This is a genomic window from Pseudidiomarina homiensis, from assembly GCF_003987225.1.
Taxonomy (GTDB): Bacteria; Pseudomonadota; Gammaproteobacteria; order Enterobacterales; family Alteromonadaceae; genus Pseudidiomarina; species Pseudidiomarina homiensis.
The window spans coordinates 842253-859149 of the sequence record NZ_PIPX01000001.1 but is presented as its reverse complement, the minus strand read 5'-3'; the positions used below and the strand labels follow the sequence as shown (position 1 = coordinate 859149).

Here is a 16897-nt window from a genome sequence, read left to right as displayed (position 1 = left end):
TTACCCGAGTTCGACAAGGAATCCAAGCATGAGTTATCAAGTGCTCGCCAGAAAATGGCGTCCGCATACTTTTAAAGAAGTCGTCGGCCAACAGCACGTTCTCAAACCTGTTATGAACGCACTTGCGTCAGGTCGCTTGCATCACGCTTGGTTGCTCACTGGAACCCGCGGCGTGGGTAAAACCACCATAGCCCGCATTCTCGCCAAAAGCCTAAATTGCGAACAGGGCATCACCGCCGAACCGTGTGGCCAATGTGGCGCCTGTACAGCCATTGATGAAGGTCGTTTTGTCGACCTGTTAGAAATTGACGCAGCGTCACGTACCAAAGTCGAAGATACCCGCGAGCTACTCGATAACGTGCAATATAAGCCCACGCAGGGCCGTTATAAGGTCTACTTGATTGACGAAGTGCATATGCTGTCGCGGCATAGTTTTAATGCTTTGTTGAAAACCTTAGAGGAACCGCCTGAGCACGTGAAGTTTTTATTGGCGACAACGGATCCACAAAAGTTGCCGATCACCGTCTTATCGCGTTGTCTGCAATTTAATTTGAAAGCCTTAGATCGCCAAGAGATCGCTGGTCACTTAGGCTATGTGCTCAAGCAAGAGGGCATAACTTATGATGACGCGGCGCTGACTGCCATTGCTCGTGCCGCACGGGGGAGTATGCGCGATGCGTTGAGTCTGACCGATCAGGCGATTGCACAGGGCGAGCAACAGGTGACTATGGCTGGCGTGCAACAGATGCTGGGTGCGGTACCTAGCTTCGAATTAGCGACGTTGTTGGAACAAGTTCTCACCGGTCAAGGTGCTGAGCTATTGACGACATTAGCGCGCATTGCTGGACAGGTACCAGATTTAAGTAACTTGTTAGGCGAGCTACAAAACTACGTGCACCAATTGGCACTTTATCAGGCGGTACCAGAAGTTGCTGAAACCTTGGGACTGACAGTTGAAGATCAGCACTTGGCGCAACAGTTACCCGCCGAGTTGCTCCAAGTCTATTACGATATATTGATTCAAGGTCGGCGAGATTTGAATTTTGCCGCTGATGTTCGTAGTGGTGTTGAGATGACCTTACTGCGCATGCTGGCATTCCGTCCCGAGCGTGTGGAGCTTATTGAGCGCACCCCAGCCGATAGCACTGAGGTGACGATGCGATCAGCGCCAGCGCCGGTATCAAAGCCTGTGGCGCAATCGGAGCAGCAACCTGAGGCGCCGCCGGAGCTAGAACCTGAAACTAAACCAGAGCCAGAACCGGAACCTCAGTTAGAGCGAGCATCACAGCCGGAGCGTCAGGAAGCGCCGCAGCATTCAACAGCAAGCTCGCAAGATAGTTTGGCTTCGTTGCTGGAAACTCGGGCGATGTTGCAGCAAAAAAAAAATTCTGAAAAGCTAGCGCAGTCCGAACCAGCGCCAAAGCCAGAACCAAAGCCGGAGCCAGAACCGCAACCTGAGCCATCGAGTTCGACGAGCAATAGCAGTGTCTCGAATGTGAGTAACAGTGAAGTTACGCAAGCCACAGTGCCGCCGCAGGCGCATGAAACGCTAGAAATTCCCGACGATACACGCAGCGCTGCTGAAATTGATCGCTGGTCGGCGTTGATTGATAATCTAGATTTGAATGGGTTAGCTCGGCAATTGGCACGTAACAGCGTGCTTGAGAAGCAAAACAGCGGTTACATTTTGTGGGTTCGAGAAGCGTGGCAGCACCTATTGAACGAGTCGGTCGCACAAACGATTACGCAAGCATTGCAGGACAATTTAGACCTGCAATTAACCGAAGTCGCCTTGAAAAACACTGCGCAGCCCACACCTTTTGAGATTCAGCAAGCGATTGATGCGAAACGACTGGCAACTGCTAAGCAAATATTGGCGGAAGACCCGCTAGCGCAAGCGCTGCAACAACATTTTGGTGCCGAGTTGATTGACGACTCGGTACAACCGCTTTAAGAAACGAGACGAGGTAGATATGTTTAAAGGTGGAATGGGAAACATGATGAAGCAGGCGCAGCAAATGCAAGAGCGCATGCAGAAAGCCCAAGAAGAAATTGCTAACCTTGAAGTCACCGGTGAAGCTGGTGCAGGTATGGTTAAAGTTACCATGTTAGGTAATCACAACGTTCGTCGCGTGCACATTGACCCAAGTTTGATGGAAGACGAAGACCAAGAAATGCTGGAAGATTTGATTGCTGCGGCAATTAATGACGCTGTTCGTCGGGTCGAGCAAACGACCAAAGAACGCATGGCGGAAGTCACTGGCGGCATGAACTTGCCACCAGGTATGAAGTTACCTTTCTAAAGGTTAATGGAATGCGACTGAGTCCTGCGATCAATGAGCTGATCCGAGCGTTGCGAATGTTGCCTGGTGTTGGGCCTAAATCGGCCCAACGAATGGCCTTTCAAATATTGGAACGCCAGCGCGATGGCGGTTTACAACTCTCACAGGCGTTGGCTCAAGCGATTGAACGTGTTGGCCATTGTGACGTGTGCAGAACGCTCACAGAAGCGCCGACGTGCGAATTATGCAGTGATGAAGCGCGCCGTAATAGCGGGTTATTATGCATCGTGGAAACCCCTGCGGATGTGTTAGCGATCGAGCAAACAGGTCAGTATCAAGGCTGCTATTTCGTGCTTATGGGGCATCTTTCGCCTCTCGACGGCATTGGCCCAGAAGATATTGGCCTTGATCGTTTTGCCGCACGCTTGGCGCGTGAGCCCATCAGTGAAATCATTCTGGCCACCAATCCAACGATTGAAGGCGAAGCTACCGCTCATTATATTGCTGAGCTTGCGCGTCAACATGATGTGTCCACTTCACGGATTGCCCACGGAGTTCCAGTGGGTGGCGAATTGGAATACGTCGATCAAGCCACTCTTGGGCATGCCTTCAGCGGACGTAAACGTGTCGAATTCGATTAATTTTTCCCTTGAAAACCCGCCAGGTGCCCCCATCTCTGCCTAAGTGTTAGCAACAATAGTGCAGGAGAGATCACTATGGCGGAGACCCGTCAAGCCGAAACCCATGGCTTTCAGACCGAAGTGAAGCAACTGCTTCATTTGATGATTCATTCGCTTTATTCGAACAAGGAAATCTTCTTACGCGAGTTGGTATCTAATGCCTCAGATGCTGCGGATAAACTGCGTTTCAAAGCGCTCAGTGACAGCAATTTGCTAGCTGACGACGCTGAACTACGCGTTCGTGTGAGTGCTGATAAAGATGCCGGTACCATTACCATTAGCGATAACGGTATTGGTATGACCCGCGACGAGGTGATGAGTAACCTCGGTACTATCGCCAAATCAGGCACTGCAGACTTCTTTAGCCAGCTTTCTGGTGACCAAGCCAAAGACAGCCGTTTGATTGGCCAGTTTGGTGTAGGTTTCTACTCTGCGTTTATCGTCGCCGACAGTGTTACGGTGCGCACCCGTGCCGCAGGCGCAGCTGCCGACGAAGCCATTGAGTGGTCTTCGAAAGGTGAGGGGGAATTCGATATTCGAGTGATCGAAAAAGCACAACGCGGCACCGATATTATTTTGCATGTGCGCGAAGACGCTAACGAGTTTATCGATGAAGGCCGCTTGCGCGGCATCATCACCAAGTATTCTGATCATCTGAGTATTCCAGTTGAAATGCCAGACCGTGATGACGACGGCAAACTCAAAGAATGGCAAGCAGTCAATTCAGGCCAAGCTTTGTGGACCCGCGAAAAGTCTGAGATCAACGACGACGAGTACAAAGAATTTTATAAAACCATCGCGCATGACTTTGAAGATCCTCTGTTGTGGAGTCACAACAAAGTTGAAGGTACGCAGGAATACACCAGCTTGCTGTACATTCCGAAGCGCGCACCTTGGGACTTGTGGAATCGTGAGCAGCAACACGGTATTAAACTCTACGTGAAGCGTGTCTTTATTATGGACGACGCAGAGCAACTCATGCCGACGTACTTACGGTTTGTCCGTGGTTTGATGGACTCAAACGATCTCCCGCTTAATGTCTCGCGTGAAATCTTGCAAGACAACAAAATCACCCGAGCCATGCGTAGTGGTAGCACCAAGAAAGTATTGGGCATGCTTAGCAAGCTCGCCAAAGACCAGCCAGAACAGTATCAAGAGTTCTGGAATACGTTTGGTACGGTGTTGAAAGAAGGGCCAGCTGAAGATCACGCGAACCAAGAGAAAATTGCCAGCTTATTACGCTTTGCTTCAACGCATGAAGACAAGTCAGAAGCGACGGTAAGCTTGGACGCCTATCTAGAGCGCATGGCCGACAAGCAGGATAAGATTTACTACATCGTTGCGGACAGCTACGAAGCGGCGCGCGATAATCCAGCGTTGGAAATCTTCCGCAAGAAGGGCATCGAAGTTCTGCTGTTGTCAGAACGTATTGACGAGTGGTTGATGAGCCATCTGAGTGAGTACAAAGAGAAGCAATTCCAAAGTGTAACTCGCGGCGATCTTGATCTCGGTGACCTTGATGATGCTGAAGATAAAAAGCAGCAAGAGGAACTAGAAGCGTCATTCAAAGAACAAGTTGAGCGTTTTGAAAAAGCGCTTGGCGACAAAGTGAAGTCAGTACGTGTGACCCATCGCTTAACGCAATCACCTGCTTGCATCGTGACAGACGATAATGACATGAGCACGCAAATGGCCAAGCTCATGGAAGCTGCAGGGCAAAAAGTGCCGGAAACCAAGTATATTTTCGAGCTTAACCCGGAGCACAATTTGGTACAGCAAGTCGTCGCCTTGGAAAGTGATGACAAGTTTGCCGAGTGGGCAAATCTGCTCTTGGATCAAGCAACCCTTGCGGAGCGCGGTAGCTTGAAAGATCCAGCGCAATTTGTCACGCGTTTAAACCGTCTGATGATGGAATTGAGTGCTGGCAAATTAAGCTAGAACATCGGGCATTGTCGACGAAAGTCGGCAATGCTCGGACTTGTATTGCACGCCGCTAGGCGGTAAAGTTCGACCTTAATCCAACGCACACCAACAAAACTAGGAAAGAGGGTTGTAAATGCGCATTATCCTGTTGGGCGCACCTGGCGCCGGGAAAGGTACTCAAGCGCAGTTCTTGATGAAAACTTTTGGGATTCCGCAAATCTCCACGGGTGACATGTTACGAGCTGCAATTAAGGCCGGTACTGAATTAGGGCAACAAGCGAAAGCAGTCATGGATGCTGGTAAGCTGGTCTCTGATGACATTATGATTGGCCTTGTGAAAGAGCGTATTGCGCAACCTGATTGCCAAAACGGCTTCCTTCTCGACGGTTTTCCGCGCACGATTCCGCAAGCGGATGCCATGCAAGAAGCCGGTATTGACGTTGATGTTGTACTCGAGTTCGCTGTACCTGATGATGTGATTGTTGCGCGTATGGGTGGTCGTCGCGTTCACCCTGGTTCAGGTCGTGTTTATCACGTTGAGCATAATCCCCCGCAACAAGCAGGCAAGGACGACGTTACTGGCGAAGACCTGATTATTCGTGATGATGATAAAGAAGAAACAGTGCGTAAGCGCTTGGCAATTTATCATGAACAAACCGAGCCATTAGTGGCGTATTATCGTACACTAGCGGAGCAGGGCAAGACGGCGTTCCACAAAGTTGATGGAACTCGTGATGTTGAAACGATTAGCAAAGAGCTTGGCGAACTGCTCGGTTAAGCAGCCCCGTCACCAAGTAAGTTTCGAAGCCCACCTTGTGTGGGCTTTTTTGTAGTCGACCATAAGGAGAAGAAAAATGGCTGTCGAATTACAAATTAGTATGATTTATGCAGGTCTTCTGACCTTACTTTATTTTGCACTTTCGGTCGCAGTAATACGTCTGCGTTGGCGTGACCGTGTGGGCATTGGTACCGGCGACTCGAAAGACTTGGAAGTAGCCACTCGGATACATGCCAATTTCGCGGAATATGTGCCCTTAATGTTGCTACTACTAGTGTTGATGGAACTCAGTGGTGCACCGACCATGTTGTTACATGCAATGGGTGGTTTATTGTTCGTTGCCCGTATTTGTCATGCCTTAGGCTTGCGCATGAGCATTGGCCCATCTTGGGCGCGTACCGTTGGCGTATTAGGTACTTTCATTGTGTTACTCGTTCAAGCTGGCTACATGCTGGGCTACGCGTTCGGGATGGCGGTATGAGTGAGGCGTTGCCGCAAGGCTTTCAGCGCTTTGGCAACCCCAACGGGCCGAGCTTGGTGTTGCTGCATAGCTCGCAAAGTAACACCAGTCAATGGCGTGCGTTGATCCAGCAATTACAGGCTGAGTACGACATTATTGGCGTGGACTTATTGGGCTACGGTAAGGCCCCTAAGGCTGATGTTGAGCAGGTTGAGGCCTTTCGTTTCAGTGATGAAGTGCCGCGTATTGTTGAAGGGGTTCAGGGACTAGTAGGAGCTGAGCCGCTCTGCTTGATAGGACACTCTTATGGCGGTGCCTTAGCACTGAAATTAGCGCTCGAGAAGCTCTTAAATGTGCAGGCGCTGGCAGTTTTTGAGCCAGTCGCCTTTCATGTGCTTGAAGCCAATGAAGCCGCACGCCAAGAAATAGAAGCAATTGCGACGCAGATGGATGCCAATGATCCGGTACAAAGCACTACTACTTTTGTTGATTACTGGAATCAGCCGGGCTTTTTTGCTGCGCTGCCAGCAAAAGTGCAACAGCTTATGGCGAGCCAAGCAGCGAAGGTTGCGATGGACTTTGCTGCATTAATGGGCGAACCGCACAAGCTAGTGGACTACCGCCGCATTGCTCAGCCAGTATTACTGTTAACTGGCAGCCAGACTCAGCAAAGTGCCAAGCGGGTCGCTGAGCAACTGCAGCAGGTATTACCTGATGTACAAGTAAAACAATTAGCCTGTGGCCATATGGGGCCATTAACGCATCCCCAGTTGGTGAATCCTGAATTGCAAAGGTTTATTGCTGAGCATGCGGGGGCACAGAAAGCGGAGTTCGTTCGTGACTAAAGCGTATGTAGCGGCGCGAGAGCAATTTGCTCTGTTTCGCGAGCCAGCGAGCGCTGAGCAGCCACCGCTGGTTTATCTTGATAGTGCCGCCAGTTGCCAAGTACCGGACACGGTGTTGCAAGCGTATTTGACCTATTACCAGCAAGGGCACGCTAATGCCCATCGTGGTAGTTATCCTTTAGCTCGCCACGCGACGGCGCAACTTGAGGGGGCACGTCAGGAATTGGCAGCTTGGATCGGTGCTAGTCCTGAGCACTTGGCCTTTACTGCTGGTGCAACCCATAGTTTGAATTTGCTTGCGCAAGGCCTGCAACTCGACTGGCAAGCGGGTGACGAAATCGTTCTGTCGCGGGCCGAGCATCACTCGAATTTTCTACCTTGGCAACGGTTAGTACAACAGCATCGGCTTCAACTACGATGGCTTGATCTTGATCCTCGCACCGGAGCTCTGGAAGAAAATTGGCGTGCTGCGATTACCGAGCGTTGTAAGTTGGTGGCGGTCACGTTGGCCAGTAATGTCACCGGTCAATGTTTACCGGTGGCCGCAATTGCGGAGCAAGCGCGCAAACAAGGTGCTGTAACCGTCGTTGATGCTGCACAAGCGGTGGGTAGTGTTAGCCTTGATGTACGTCAGCTTGGCTGTGATGCCCTTACGTTTTCGGCGCACAAGATGTATGGCGTGACGGGCTGCGGGGTACTGTACCTTGCCAGTGCGTTGCAAGAAAAGCTCGAACCTTGGTTGTTGGGCGGTGGTATGGTCACCGAGGTAACCGAAGCACAGTCGCAGTGGATGAGTGGCGTGCAACAGTTTGAGGCAGGCACACCCAATACCGCTGCCATCATTGCCTGCGCGGCGGCGGCGCGGTGGCTGACGGCAGAGCGAGCGGCAGGGTTGAGCGATTACTTGCTGGATTTAACCAAGCAACTACGTAGGCAATTACAGCAACGACAGTGGCTACAACTGTTGCCGCCGCAGCCAAGTGACGAAGGCTTACCGCTGCTAAGTTTTTTCAGTGCTGATGTACACGCATTTGACCTCGCGAGTTATTTGGCCGAGCAAAATATCGCGGTGCGGGCGGGAAGCCACTGTGCCCAGCCATTAATGAACTTTTGGCAGCAGTCCGCGGTGGTCAGAGTGTCGCTGGCAGCCTATAATACGGCCGCTGATTGTGAGCGCCTATGCGCCGCATTAGATGAAGCCTATCAGTTGTTTACTGACGCAAATTAAACCCTACCAAAGAGAAGATTGCCATGAGCCGTACAGCGCAGTTGCCTCGCCCCGACCACTGGTGGCGAGAATCGAAAAAACTTGCCCGTTTAACCGGGCCGATTTTGGTTGCGCAACTTACGCAAATGCTGATGGGTGTGGTTGATACCGTGATGGCGGGGCGGGTGAGTGCGACAGACCTTGCCGCAGTGTCAGTAGGCGGGAGTATTTGGTTTCCTTCGACGCTACTGGTGTTTGGTTTAGGTTTAGCGTTGGCACCGATTATTTCGCACTTTGATGGTGCGAATAAGCGCCATAAAGTCGCCAATATGGTGCAGCAAGGTTTTTATGCTTCGTTGATTGGCAGCTTACTGTGCGTGGCCGTGATTCTTTCGGCGCCGCTGATCCTCAATGCTATGGCGGTTGAAGACAACTTTCGTACGATCACGCTCGATTATTTAGGTTACTTAATTTGGGCTGTGCCAGCGCTGGTACTCTATATGGTGTTGCGCAACTTTTGCGAGGGTTTGTCACATACGGTGCCGTCGTTGGTGATTGGTGTCATCGGCTTGTTGGTGAACATTCCGGTCAATTATATCTTGATTTACGGCAAGTTAGGCATGCCAGCACTGGGTGGTGCGGGCTGTGGCTTGGCAACGGCTATTGTGCTGTGGGTGATGGCATTAGGTTTATTGCTTTATGTCTTGTGGGCGAAGCGCTTCAAAGCAATTGGGGTGTTCAGCCAATGGTTTAAGCCAGATTGGGATGATATCTGGTACATAGTGCGTTTAGGTTTTCCTATTGCCACAGCGATGTTTTTTGAAGTAAGCCTGTTTGCCGCTGCAGCATTGGTCATCGCGCCGTTAGGGGCAACTATGGTTGCCAGCCATCAAATCGCGCTGAATATTTCTTCCTTGGTGTATATGGTGCCGTTAAGTTTATCGATGGCGGTGACCTTACGCGTTGGTTTTGCTCTGGGTGCGGGAAATCCAGCGAATGCGATGTTGAGTCATAAACTTGCGACCATCTATGGCATGACATTCGCGGCAGTCAACGGTTTAATTATGTGGCTTGCCGGCGGCTGGTTAGCCAGTTTGTATACGCCAGATAATGCCGTGATCAATCTTGCCGCGACGCTCATGGGCTTAGCAGCAATATTCACCCTCTCTGATACCTTCCAAGCGGTAGCGATGGGGACCCTGCGCGGCTACAAAGACACCAAAGCAGTCATGTTGATCACCTTTGTGTCTTATTGGCCTTTCGGCTTAACGATTGGTATTTTGCTGTCGCGCACCGATCTCATTGTGCCAGCGATGGGCGCCGCCGGGATGTGGATCGGGTTTATCATCGGCTTGTCGATTGCTGCCGTGCTGCTAACCTGGCGATTACGTAAGGTTAGCCAGCGCTACGATCGCAATTTACTCGCAGGTATAAAGCAGGAAAGCGCTGCCGATTAACGGCGGCGCTGAGCTAAAACCTCAAGTACATCGCTGAGTTCAAGTTCTTCACTGTGCAGAACCACCAACAAGTGGTAAAGCAGATCGGCGCTCTCGTTTAATAACTCGTCACGATCGTGAGTCGCGGCAGCAAGAGCGACTTCAACGCCTTCTTCACCAACTTTTTGTGCTGCCCGCTTGGTGCCTGCGGCGAGCAATTGTTCGGTGTAACTCTTACTTTCGGCATTGGCAACGCGTTGCTGCACCACACGCATCAATTGCGCTAAGGTGGGCTGTTCGCTGAAGCCGTCACTGCTAAAACAACTCTCAGTTCCCAAATGGCAGGTTGGTCCAGCGGGCAGAGCACGGATCAATAAGCTATCGGCGTCACAATCACTGTGCACATTAACCAATTTTAGCGTGTTACCTGATGACTCACCTTTGCACCACAAGCGTTGCTTGCTGCGACTGTAAAAGGTCACTAACCCTGTGGTTAACGTTTGCTCAAGTGCTGCTGGATTCATATATCCCTGCATGAGCACGGTGCCGGTGTGTGCATGCTGTACGATGGCGGGCAGCAAATCATCTTGCTTGGCAAAATCGAGCTGTTGCAGGTTGTCTGAAGTCACTTTCATGAATAAATTCCTCGTTAGTACCGCATCGGAATGCCGGCCGCTTGCAATTGCTGTTTCAAATCGGCAATGACCACCGTGTTTTTGTGGAATACTGAGGCTGCCAAGGCGCCATCAACGTTCGCTTGTTCAAACACGTGCTGAAAGTGATCAGCGTTACCGGCGCCACCTGAAGCAATCAGAGGTACTGGGCAGATCGCCCGCATGGTTTGCAATTGGGCAATGTCATAGCCTTTGCGAACACCATCTTGGTTCATACAATTCAGGACAATTTCGCCGGCGCCGCGAGCGACAACTTCTTTAAGCCATTCGGCCGTTTGCCAGCGGGTCCGTTGACTTTTGCTCTCGTCGCCGGTGAATTGATAGACCAAATAACGGCCGCTTTCAGCGTCGAAAAAGCTATCGATACCGATGACAATACACTGTTGACCAAACTCGTCAACAAGGCGATTGATCAGCTCTGGATCTCGCAGCGCTGGCGAGTTTACCGATATTTTATCGGCGCCCATCGCTAACAATTCGCGGGCTTGGTCAATCGAACTGATACCACCGGCAACGGTGAAGGGAATATCAATGCGCCGGGCAATACGCTCGACCCATGACTTATCCACCACACGGGCATCAGACGAGGCGGTAATATCGTAGAAGACCAACTCATCGGCTCCCGCTTGGGCATACCGCTCGGCGAGCGGTTCAATGTCGCCGATAATCTCATGGTTACGAAATTGCACGCCTTTGACGACTAGCCCATCACGAACATCAAGGCAGGGGATTATGCGTTTGGCCAGCATGCGAAAGCCTCCTCTAGGGTGAACTTACCGGTCAGCAATGCTTTACCCAAAATCGCACTGTCACAGCCGAAAGCACGTAATTGGCGCAGGTCTTCAAGCTGGGCAGCGCCGCCCGAAGCCTGAATGACCAGTTGTGGGTAGTTCTTTTTCAAGCCTTGATAGAGTTCAAGGTTGTAACCACCCAGCATGCCGTCTTTGGCGATGTCAGTGCACAAAACGTGACGCAATCCATAGGGTAAAAAGCGTTCGATGGCTTGTTCTAAAGTGAGCTCTGAGGTTTCTTGCCAACCGTGAGTGGCTACGTAAGCGTTGCCATCTTCAGCAATGCTCACATCAAGTGACAACACGATGGCATCGCTACCGAATTCTTCGAGCCATGCGGCAACTAATTCCGGTTGTTTCACTGCTAACGAGCCGATGACCACGCGTTGAATGCCACAGGCAAACAGTTGCTCAAGGTCTTCGCGCTGGCGAATACCGCCACCGACTTGTAGCTTCATCGGCAGTTTTGCGGCTAGCCGTTGCAAAGTGCTGACTTGACGTTGCGCCGGATCACGAGCACCGTCCAAGTCCACCACGTGCAACCATTCAGCGCCGGCCTTGGCGTAGTCCTGGGCGATGGGCAAAGGATCGCTAGCAAAGGTCGTTTGGCGGGCAAAGTCACCTTGCTGCAAACGCACAACTTCGCCTTTGATGAGATCAAGTGCGGGTATCAGCATCACTTAACTCCATAAAATTTTTCAAGATTTGCGCACCTATTGCACCTGAGCGTTCAGGGTGGAATTGCGCACCAAAATAGTTGCCGGCCTGAATCATCGAGGCGAATTGTTGGCCGTAATCGGTACTCGCAATCGTGTTCTCATCAATCGCTACCGCGTAGCTATGCACGAAGTAGCAGTAGGCAGGTGCCGAGATGTTTTTTAACAACGGGTTGGTGCCCACTGCGTTGACGGTATTCCAGCCCATGTGCGGCAACGGTTGTCCGCTGTTTTCAAGGGCCACTGTACGTGCTGGGATTAAGCCTAAACAATCAACATTACCTTCGGCAGACCATTGCGTCATCAGTTGCATACCTAAACATATACCAAGAACCGGTTGTTCTAATTCACGCAACGTGTTGACCAAATCTAATGCCTGCAAATTGCGCATCGCCGCTTTGGCGGTACCAACGCCGGGTAAAACGACACGTTCCGCGCTGCGAATGCGCTCTGGGTCAGCACTAATAAGCGGTTTCACCCCCAAGCGCTCAAAGGCAAACTTAACGGATGACAGATTGGCGCACGAGGTATCGACAATCACCAGACTCATGCCAGCATCCCCTTGCTCGATGGTAGGGCTCCATCCCCTGTGCGGGCGACGGCCTGACGTAAGGCTCGGCCAAACACCTTAAATAAGCTTTCAACTTGGTGATGGCTATTTCCCTCAGTGGTACTGACGTGGAGCGATACTGCCATGGCATCGGCAATCGAGCGGAAAAAGTGTTCGACCATTTCGGTCGATAGCTCACCCACCTGCGGGCGACTAAAATCAGCCGAAAATTGCAAGTAAGGACGCCCTGACAGGTCGATCAAACATTCTGCGCGACACTCGTCCATCGGCAGCGCAAAACCAAAGCGGCCGATACCGCGCTTGTCGCCTAAGGCTTGGCGCAACGCTTGGCCGAGGGCGAGGGCGGTGTCTTCTACCGTGTGGTGCTCGTCGATGTGCAAGTCACCTTGCACTTGAATTTGCATGGCGATGCCCGCGTGCGTTGCGATTTGTTCCAGCATGTGATCAAAGAAGCCAACGCCTGTACTGATTGCGATGGGGCCTTGGGCATCAAGATCGACGTCGATCTGAATCGCCGTTTCTTTGGTGGTACGGTTGACGCTAGCAGTACGTGGTTGATCGAGCAATTGGTGTTGAATCGCTTGCCAGTTCAACTGCTCTCGATCGTAGCGCAAGCCACGTATGCCCATATTTTCGGCCAGTTGAATATCGGTGTCACGATCGCCAATGACGTAGGAATCGGTGAAGTCGATTTTGCCTTGCTGCAAGTAGTCTTTGACGAGGCCTAAATTAGGCTTGCGGCAACTGCAGTTGTCTTCTGGAAAGTGCGGGCAAATCAGCACATCGTCGAATTGAATACCTTGTGAGCTGAAAACCGCCATCATGAGTTCATGCGGGGCGTCAAAGTCGGCCTGCGGAAAGCTGTCGGTGCCCAAGCCATCTTGGTTGGACACCATCACTAAGCGATAGCCAGCGCCTTGCAACGCTAACAGCGCAGGGATGACTTGCGGCTCAAACACCAGCTTGCTAACACTGTCGAGCTGTTTGTCTACCGGTGGCTCTTCGACAAGGGTGCCATCACGGTCGATAAATAAAATACGTTGTGCACTCATGCGGGGAGTACCTCCAATAAGCGGTCCATTTCGGCAGCGTTACCGATACTAATACGAATACATTGGCCAAGGCCACGTTGACTCGATTGATTGCGGATCAACACGCCAGCTTGCTGACACTGTGTGACCAAAGCTGCAGCATCGGGCACATTAACCAAGACGAAGTTCGTCACGCTGGGCCAAATGGAGTTGGCCCAGCTGCGCTCTTGCAACTCAGCCAGCAGTCGTTCTCGTTGCGCAAGGGTTTGCTCCAACTGAGCGTTCATTTGCGCAATTGCAGATGCGCTCAAGGCTGTGGTTGCGCCCGCAATCGTGGGTTCAGGTAGCGGGTAGGGCGCAATGACTTTACGTAAAATGTCGATAAGTTCCGGTTGTGCCAGCGCAAAACCACAACGCAGCGCCGCCAACCCGAACGCTTTTGACAGGGTACGCAAAACGACCAGTTGCGGATACTTGGCAAGCAAGTCGGCAACTTGGCGTTGCGCAGAATCTTCGGCAACGAACTCAATATAGGCTTGGTCGAGCACCACTAGAGCGTCTTCACCGACCTGTTGCAGGAGCTGCTCAATACGTGCAGCGTCAACTTCATTGCCAAGCGGGTTTGATGGGCTGCAGACAAAAATGAGCTTAACTCGACTGGTGCTAGTGTCCCGCACGCGGGCGACCATGGTCTCGACATCGAGTTGCAGACTGCCGTCATCAGCTTTTTGCAACGGGCAGTCGACCACATCAGCACCGTGCGTTGCCGCACTAATGGCATACATGCCATAAGTGGGCGTCGTAATCATCACTGCATCTTCACGGGGTTCGCAGAAGCTGCGAATCAGTAGCTCAATCGCCTCGTCACTACCACGGCAGCTTAATACTTGCTCTAAAGCGACCCCGGCATAATCGGCATAGGCCTGGTTCAATGCTGTACTTTGAAAGCTCGGATAACGATTCCAGCTTTGTTGCTCAGGAAAAGCCGGCGTCTGTGGTGCTTCGTTCGCGTTCAACCATACTGAACCACCGCTCATGCTGCGCCGCGCCGATTGATAAGGCGTGATCGCGGCTAAGTGTGGACGCTGTAATTGGGTAATAAAGCTCGTGTTGCTCATGAGTCCGACTCCTGCAAACGCACGGTGACCGCACGGGCGTGCGCATCTAAGCCCTCGGCCTCAGCTAGGGCAACAATCGCATCGGCAAGGCCTGCTAGGCCCTCACGCGTGGCTTTCTGACTAGTGTAGCGACGGTAGAAGTCGAGCAAGCCGAGACTGCTGACGGTGTCAGCAAAACCGTACGTGGGTAACACGTGATTGGTACCTGTGGCGTAGTCGCCGCCTGACTCAGGGGTAAAGGCGCCAATAAACAATGAGCCGACGTTGGTAAGCTGCTCGGCAAGCTGTTCGGCATTCGCCGTCTGCACTGATAAGTGTTCAGGCGCATAGCTTTGGCTAATGCTCACCGCTTCAGCAAGGTCGCGCACTTGGATCAGCGCACTGTTGGCAAGTGCTTGCGCGGCAGTCGAAGCGCGTGAAAGTTGTGCGAGTTGCTGTGCCAATTGCTGCTGTACAGCGGCTAACTGGGTGTCTGAATCGGTCAGCAGAAGTACTTGAGAATCGGCACCGTGCTCAGCTTGTGAAAGTAAGTCAGCAGCGACATAAGCGGGGTTAGCGCCGCTGTCAGCAATCACCATCAATTCTGATGGTCCGGCAGGCATATCAATGGCGGCACCGGCAGGGTCTTGTGATACTGCTTGCTTGGCTGCCGTGACAAAGCTATTGCCGGGACCAAAGATCTTGTTCACCTTGGCGATACTTTCAGTGCCATAAGCCAGTGCAGCGATGGCTTGCGCGCCGCCACAGCGATAAATCTCGGTAATGCCACACTTTTGCGCGGCATAAAGCAGAGCTGGGGCAAGCTCGCCTTGTTGGTTTGGCGGACTGACTAAAACCACGCGCGGGCAACCCGCCAGCTGCGCAGGAACGCCAAGCATTAGCGCGGTAGAAGGCAACACAGCAGTGCCACCTGGGATGTACAAACCAACTGCATTCATAGGTGTGTAGCGCAATTCGCACTCGATACCCGGAGCCGTTTCTAAACGAATGTTCTGCGGCTGCTGGGCAGCGTGAAATTTACGGATGGTGCCGTAGGCGGTGTCGATAGCTGCTTTGGTCCGCGCATCGAGCTTGGCAAGTTGGGCAGCAATACGTTCACTTGGATAACGCAATGTGGTTAAGTCGGCACAATCAAATTGTTGGGTGTAACGCACGACAGCCGTGTCTCCTTCACTGCGCACTGCCGCAATGATGGCATCGACGGTGGCCTTCAGCTCGCTCGAAACGCTCTGCGTAGGGCGCTGCAACAAGGCTTCGCGTTCATTCGCGTCGAGCGCGGCCCAATTAAAGCACCGTTGGGTTAAACAAAGCTCGGTGGCAGACATGCTCATTACCCCATCATTTTTTCGATTGGCAACACAAGGATTGAGCTACACCCAATCGCTTTCAGTTCTTCCATAGTTTCCCAGAATAGCGTTTCAGTACTGACCACGTGTACGGCCACCAGCTCATCGGTGTGGCTGAGTGGCAAAATTGTTGGGTCTTCGGCACCGGGTAATAACGCTGAGACTTGCTCAAGCGCTTTGCGCGGCGCGTGTAGCATGATGTACTTGCTCTCGCGAGCTTTTTGTACACCATCTAAGCGCGGCAACAACTGATCCACCATGGCTTGCTTGTCGGCGTTCAAAGGCTCCGGTCGTTGAATCAACTGTGCTTGACTGGTAAAGATGACATCTTTTTCGACTAAGCCGTTGGCTTCAAGGGTCGCTCCGGTTGAAACCAGATCACAAATGGCGTCGGCAAGCCCTACACGCGGTGCGACTTCTACGCTACCCGTAAGTATAGCGGTGGAGGCATTGACGCCTTGCTTTTTCAGATAGTCTTGCAACAGGTAAGGGTAGGTCGTGGCGATACGTTTACCCGCAAGGTCTTGCACACCTTGGTAGGCGTCTTCTTTTGGCACCGCTAGTGACAGGCGGCACTGGCCGAACTCAAGGGAGCGCAAACGGGTAACTTCGGCAGGCAGCTCGGTAGCAACGCGCTCAAGGCGAACTTCTTCCAAAACATTTTCGCCAACCAGACCCAAGTCAACCACGCCATCCATGACCAAGCCCGGAATGTCATCATCGCGCACACGAAGCAGGTCAATGGGTTGGTTGTTGCTGTGCGCAAGCAAACGCGACTCGTGTAGTGTGAATTTTACGCCACAGGCTTCGAGTAACTTAATCGACTCTTTGCTTAGTCGGCCTGACTTTTGAATCGCAATGGTTAAGCGTTTTGAGTTGGTATCTACAACCATGAATAAATCTCCTATAAAAAACCCCGAAAGGTTGCCTTTCGGGGTTTCAATGTGATGAAGGCAACCACCAACGTGTTAGCCTTCCGCGTTTACAACGAGGCTAACTCAAATGTCCGAAATGATGGTGGTGCCAAGTTGTATAACGC

General features: G+C 51.9%; 17 protein-coding genes. 9 read left to right on the top strand and 8 right to left on the bottom strand.

Annotated elements, in window-relative coordinates; all coding sequences use genetic code 11:
• Nucleotides 1-28 precede the first annotated feature (28 nt).
• From dnaX to CWI70_RS04125, 9 genes are all read left to right on the top strand, one after another.
• Nucleotides 29-1954, top strand: coding sequence for a DNA polymerase III subunit gamma/tau (gene dnaX, locus CWI70_RS04165; protein ID WP_126770827.1), 1926 nt, complete (start codon nt 29-31; stop codon nt 1952-1954).
• A gap of 19 nt (nt 1955-1973) precedes the next feature.
• Complete coding sequence (locus CWI70_RS04160; protein WP_126770825.1) at nt 1974-2303, top strand: YbaB/EbfC family nucleoid-associated protein; 330 nt, start codon at nt 1974-1976, stop codon at nt 2301-2303.
• 11 nt (nt 2304-2314) lie between these two features.
• On the top strand, nt 2315-2923 hold the full coding sequence (recR, locus tag CWI70_RS04155; RefSeq protein ID WP_126770823.1) for a recombination mediator RecR: 609 nt from the start codon (nt 2315-2317) through the stop codon (nt 2921-2923).
• Between the two features lie 75 nt (nt 2924-2998).
• Nucleotides 2999-4900, top strand: a complete 1902-nt coding sequence (gene htpG / locus CWI70_RS04150) for a molecular chaperone HtpG (RefSeq protein WP_126770822.1) — start codon at nt 2999-3001, stop codon at nt 4898-4900.
• A 118-nt stretch (nt 4901-5018) separates the two neighbouring features.
• Complete coding sequence (gene adk, locus CWI70_RS04145) at nt 5019-5663, top strand: adenylate kinase (protein ID WP_126770820.1); 645 nt, start codon at nt 5019-5021, stop codon at nt 5661-5663.
• A gap of 76 nt (nt 5664-5739) precedes the next feature.
• Nucleotides 5740-6144, top strand: a complete 405-nt coding sequence (locus CWI70_RS04140) for an MAPEG family protein (protein ID WP_126770818.1) — start codon at nt 5740-5742, stop codon at nt 6142-6144.
• Nucleotides 6141-6968, top strand: a complete 828-nt coding sequence (locus CWI70_RS04135; RefSeq protein WP_126770817.1) for an alpha/beta fold hydrolase — start codon at nt 6141-6143, stop codon at nt 6966-6968. Before CWI70_RS04140 ends, CWI70_RS04135 begins: the two co-directional genes overlap by 4 nt.
• Nucleotides 6961-8196, top strand: a complete 1236-nt coding sequence (locus CWI70_RS04130) for an aminotransferase class V-fold PLP-dependent enzyme (RefSeq protein ID WP_157980861.1) — start codon at nt 6961-6963, stop codon at nt 8194-8196. The genes CWI70_RS04135 and CWI70_RS04130 overlap by 8 nt, the downstream gene beginning before the upstream one ends.
• 23 nt (nt 8197-8219) lie before the next feature.
• Nucleotides 8220-9632 (top strand): MATE family efflux transporter, encoded by a 1413-nt coding sequence (locus CWI70_RS04125; RefSeq protein WP_126770813.1) that lies wholly within the window; start codon nt 8220-8222, stop codon nt 9630-9632.
• On the opposite strand, the gene hisIE is transcribed toward CWI70_RS04125, so the two are convergent.
• The 8 genes from hisIE to hisG are packed head-to-tail and all read right to left on the bottom strand — an operon-like array spanning nt 9629 to nt 16751.
• On the bottom strand, nt 9629-10246 hold the full coding sequence (gene hisIE / locus CWI70_RS04120) for a bifunctional phosphoribosyl-AMP cyclohydrolase/phosphoribosyl-ATP diphosphatase HisIE (RefSeq protein ID WP_126770811.1): 618 nt from the start codon (nt 10244-10246) through the stop codon (nt 9629-9631). The two genes, CWI70_RS04125 and hisIE, sit on opposite strands and share 4 nt — an antisense overlap.
• Nucleotides 10247-10260: 14 nt before the next feature.
• Nucleotides 10261-11034 (bottom strand): imidazole glycerol phosphate synthase subunit HisF, encoded by a 774-nt coding sequence (gene hisF / locus CWI70_RS04115; protein ID WP_126770810.1) that lies wholly within the window; start codon nt 11032-11034, stop codon nt 10261-10263.
• Entirely contained in the window at nt 11016-11753 is a 738-nt protein-coding gene (gene hisA, locus CWI70_RS04110; RefSeq protein WP_126770808.1) for a 1-(5-phosphoribosyl)-5-[(5-phosphoribosylamino)methylideneamino]imidazole-4-carboxamide isomerase, read from the bottom strand. The genes hisF and hisA overlap by 19 nt, the downstream gene beginning before the upstream one ends.
• Entirely contained in the window at nt 11734-12342 is a 609-nt protein-coding gene (gene hisH / locus CWI70_RS04105; RefSeq protein ID WP_126770806.1) for an imidazole glycerol phosphate synthase subunit HisH, read from the bottom strand. Before hisH ends, hisA begins: the two co-directional genes overlap by 20 nt.
• A complete protein-coding gene (gene hisB, locus CWI70_RS04100) occupies nt 12339-13415 on the bottom strand; it encodes a bifunctional histidinol-phosphatase/imidazoleglycerol-phosphate dehydratase HisB (protein WP_126770804.1) in 1077 nt (358 codons plus the stop codon). The genes hisH and hisB overlap by 4 nt, the downstream gene beginning before the upstream one ends.
• A complete protein-coding gene (gene hisC, locus CWI70_RS04095) occupies nt 13412-14512 on the bottom strand; it encodes a histidinol-phosphate transaminase (RefSeq protein ID WP_126770802.1) in 1101 nt (366 codons plus the stop codon). The genes hisB and hisC overlap by 4 nt, the downstream gene beginning before the upstream one ends.
• Complete coding sequence (hisD, locus tag CWI70_RS04090; RefSeq protein ID WP_126770800.1) at nt 14509-15837, bottom strand: histidinol dehydrogenase; 1329 nt, start codon at nt 15835-15837, stop codon at nt 14509-14511. Before hisD ends, hisC begins: the two co-directional genes overlap by 4 nt.
• Nucleotides 15838-15842: 5 nt before the next feature.
• A complete protein-coding gene (gene hisG, locus CWI70_RS04085) occupies nt 15843-16751 on the bottom strand; it encodes an ATP phosphoribosyltransferase (protein ID WP_126770799.1) in 909 nt (302 codons plus the stop codon).
• Nucleotides 16752-16897 lie beyond the last annotated feature (146 nt).